The sequence below is a fragment of the Streptomyces lycii genome, from assembly GCF_009735685.1.
Lineage (GTDB): Bacteria > Actinomycetota > Actinomycetes > Streptomycetales > Streptomycetaceae > Streptomyces > Streptomyces lycii.
In genome coordinates, this window is record NZ_WHPN01000178.1 from 1 (window position 1) to 3,645 (window position 3,645).

Below are 3,645 nucleotides of genomic sequence, written 5' to 3' on the forward strand. Positions count from 1 at the left end.
AGGGTCCTGAATATGGATATGCAAAAAGTGGTCCTCGGGACGTCCGGCGTGACCCCGGAGGACGTCGTCGCCGTGGCCCGCGGCGCCGCGCGGGTCGAGCTGGCACCGGAGGCCCTCGCGGCCCTGGCCGCCTCCCGCGAGGTCGTGGACGCCCTCGCGGCCAAGCCCGAGCCCGTCTACGGCGTCTCGACCGGCTTCGGCGCCCTCGCCGTCCGCCACATCAGCCCCCAGCTCCGCGGCCGTCTCCAGAGCAACATCGTCCGCTCCCACGCGGCCGGCATGGGCCCCGCCGTCGAACGCGAGGTCGTCCGCGCGCTGATGTTCCTGCGGCTGAAGACCCTGGCCTCCGGGCGGACCGGTGTGCGCCCGCTGGTCGCCCGGACCGTGGCCGCGGTGCTCAACGCGGGGATCACCCCCGTCGTGCACGAGTACGGCTCCCTCGGCTGCTCCGGAGACCTGGCGCCGCTGTCGCACTGCGCCCTGACGCTGATGGGCGAGGGCGAGGCGGAGGGCCCGGACGGCGCCGTGCGCCCGTCCGCCGAACTGCTCGCCGAGCACGGCATCGAGCCCGTCGAACTCCGCGAGAAGGAAGGGCTCGCCCTCCTCAACGGCACCGACGGCATGCTCGGCATGCTCGTCATGGCGGCCGCCGACCTCGCGCGCCTCCTCACCTCGGCGGACATCACCGCCGCCCTCACCCTGGAGGCCCTGCTCGGCACGGACCGGGTGCTCGCCCCCGAGCTGCACGCCATCCGCCCGCACCCCGGGCAGGCCGCGAGCGCCGACAACATGCTGCGGGTGCTTGCCGGTTCCGGGCTCACCGGGCACCACCAGACCGGGCACGACGGCCAGGAGGCCGCCCCGCGCGTGCAGGACGCGTACTCGGTGCGCTGCGCACCGCAGGTCGCGGGCGCCGGCCGGGACACCCTGGCGCACGCCCTGCTGGTCGCCGGCCGCGAACTGGCGGCCTCCGTCGACAACCCGGTCGTCCTCCCCGACGGACGCGTGGAGTCCAACGGCAACTTCCACGGCGCGCCCGTCGGCTACGTCCTGGACTTCCTCGCGATCGCCGCGGCCGACCTGGCGTCCATCGCGGAACGCCGTACGGACCGGCTGCTGGACAAGAACCGCTCGCACGGCCTGCCGCCGTTCCTCGCGGGTGATCCCGGGGTGGACTCCGGGCTGATGATCGCGCAGTACACGCAGGCGGCCCTCGTCGCGGAACTCAAGCGGCTCGCGGTGCCCGCCTCGGCCGACTCCATCCCGTCCTCCGCGATGCAGGAGGACCACGTCTCCATGGGCTGGTCCGCCGCGCGGAAGCTGCGTACGGCCGTGGACGGCCTGACCCGGGTGATCGCGGTGGAACTGGTCGCCGCGGCGCGGGCGGTCGAGCTGCGCGGGGACGAGGGGCTGACACCGGGACCGGCGGCCCGCTCGGTGCTGTCCGCGGTCCGGGCGGCGGGTGTCGCGGGACCGGGCGGGGACCGCTTCCTGGCGCCGGACCTGGCCGCGGCGGAGGAGTTCGTACGCTCCGGGCGGCTGGTCGCGGCGGCGGAGGCGGCGACGGGTCCGCTGGCCTGAGCGGGAGAGTCAGAAGGCGGCCGCCCGGGAACGGCGGGCCGCGACCGCGACCAGGCCCGCGCCCGCGCCGAGGAAGGCCGTGCCGCCGAGGAGATAGGGGCCGGAGTCGAAGCTGCCGGTGTCGGCGAGCGTGGGATCGACGCCCTCGCCGGCCGCCTTCGGCCGGTCCTCGCCCGCCGCGCCCGGGTCCGCCGCGGCGGAGTCACCGGCCGCCTGGCTGCGCGCGGCAGCGGCGCCGGTGTCGATCGTGGCGTTGGCCGAGGGCACGAACCAGAGGGCGAGCAGTACGGATCCCGCAGCGGCTGCGGTGAGCAGCGGTCGGCGTGCGGACACGTCACGGACCCCCTCGTGGCACAGGTTGGATAGCCGTCCGCACTGATGTTAGTGACTGGTGCGGGTTGTGGGAAAGTCTGGGGAATCGGCAACTGCGCCGGGGCCCGTGGCGTCCGTATTCAGGGGGCGTGACAAGAACGATGCCGGTGAAGAAGGATGAGAGCGGACAAGGGTGGGCAGGCGCCGACCCGAGGGCGTGAGCCCGAGGGCCGAAAGCGGGTCACTCCTTCGAGCGGTGTGACTCAAACCCAAGTTGACGTGGTCCTCGCCACACTTGAGCGCCGGACGGAACGTACGGATACATATCGGTGTTCTTAAAGGATTGGGGCGGGCTCGTGTACCCAGCGGCCCGGCCCGGGGACCCGGGGACAGTAGCAATGGAGAAGCGTGTGATGACGGACGGTAAGCGGCGCAAGGCACTTGCGGCCGCGGCCGCGCTGCTCAGTGGGGCGCTGACGCTCACTGCGTGCGGAGGCGGCGACGAAGGCGGCAGTGCCGACGCCAAGGGCGGGGACAAGGGCTCCAAGTCGCAGACCGATGTCGACGAGGCGGCGGCGAAGGACGCCTCGGACGCGCGAATAAAGATCTCGCCGGAGAACGGTGCGGACAACACCGGCATCAACAGTGACGTGAAGGTCACCGTCAGTGGCGGCAAGCTCACCGGCGTCACGATGACCTCCGTCGCCACCGGTGCCGAGGTGCCCGGCACGCTGGCCGCCGACGGCAAGAGCTGGAAGCCGGACGGCCAGCTGGAGCGGTCCACGAAGTACAAGGTCACCGCCGAGGCCGAGGACGGCAAGGGCCGCGAGGCCACCGAGAACTCCAGCTTCACCACGGTCTCGCCCGACAACAGCTTCATCGGCAACTTCACGCCCGAGGACGGCTCCACCGTCGGCGTCGGCATGCCCGTGTCGATCAAGTTCGACAAGGAGATCACCAACAAGGCCGAGGTCGAGGCCGCGATCGAGGTCAACTCCAGCAGCGGCCAGGAAGTCGTCGGCCACTGGTTCAACTCGCAGCGCCTCGACTTCCGTCCCAAGGACTACTGGAAGGCCGGCTCGACGGTCACCATGAAGCTCGGTCTGGACGGCGTCGAGGGCGCCCCCGGCGTGGAGGGCGTCCAGGAGAAGACGGTCAGCTTCAACGTGGGCCGCAGCCAGGTCAGCACGGTCGACGTCAAGTCCAAGAAGATGACGGTCGAGCGTGACGGCAAGACGCTCCGGACCATCCCGATCTCCGCGGGCAGCAAGGAGAACCCGACGTACAACGGCCAGATGGTGATCTCCGAGAAGTTCAAGGAGACCCGGATGGACGGCGCCACCGTCGGCTTCACGGACGACGACGGCAAGGGCGAGTACGACATCAAGGACGTCCCGCACGCGATGCGGCTGTCGACCTCCGGCACCTTCATCCACGGCAACTACTGGGGCGCCGACTCGGTCTTCGGCAACGCCAACACCAGCCACGGCTGTGTCGGCCTGAACGACGTCAAGGGCGCCGGCGACAAGAACCAGGACGGCGCCTGGTTCTACGAGAACTCCCTGCTCGGTGACGTCGTCGTGGTCAAGAACTCGCCCGACAAGACGATCCAGCCGGACAACGGCCTCAACGGCTGGAACATGGACTGGAACGAGTGGGTGGCCGGCAGCGCGCTCTGACCCCGTCCCCGTCGGGTCACGCCGGACGGCTCGTCTTCTCCATCCGCCCCGGGCGGCGGCCGGCAGCACGCCG

At 71.4% G+C, this 3,645-nt stretch carries 3 protein-coding genes; 2 read left to right on the forward strand and 1 reads right to left on the reverse strand.

Annotation, left to right across the window (positions count from 1 at the left end; genetic code table 11):
- The first annotated feature begins 12 nt into the window (after positions 1 to 12).
- Positions 13 to 1,581, forward strand: a complete 1,569-nt coding sequence (hutH, locus tag GCU69_RS07375; RefSeq protein WP_156205457.1) for a histidine ammonia-lyase — start codon at positions 13 to 15, stop codon at positions 1,579 to 1,581.
- Positions 1,582 to 1,590: 9 nt separating this feature from the next.
- Here the strand turns inward: hutH and GCU69_RS07380 are convergent, their stop codons facing one another.
- Positions 1,591 to 1,914 carry a hypothetical protein gene (locus GCU69_RS07380; RefSeq protein WP_098753694.1) on the reverse strand — a complete coding sequence of 108 codons (324 nt, stop codon included), beginning with the start codon at positions 1,912 to 1,914 and terminating at the stop codon, positions 1,591 to 1,593.
- Positions 1,915 to 2,291: 377 nt separating this feature from the next.
- Between GCU69_RS07380 and GCU69_RS07385 the strand changes: the two genes are divergently transcribed.
- Positions 2,292 to 3,572: a L,D-transpeptidase gene (locus GCU69_RS07385; RefSeq protein WP_098753695.1), complete on the forward strand. Its 1,281-nt coding sequence runs from the start codon at positions 2,292 to 2,294 to the stop codon at positions 3,570 to 3,572.
- Positions 3,573 to 3,645 lie beyond the last annotated feature (73 nt).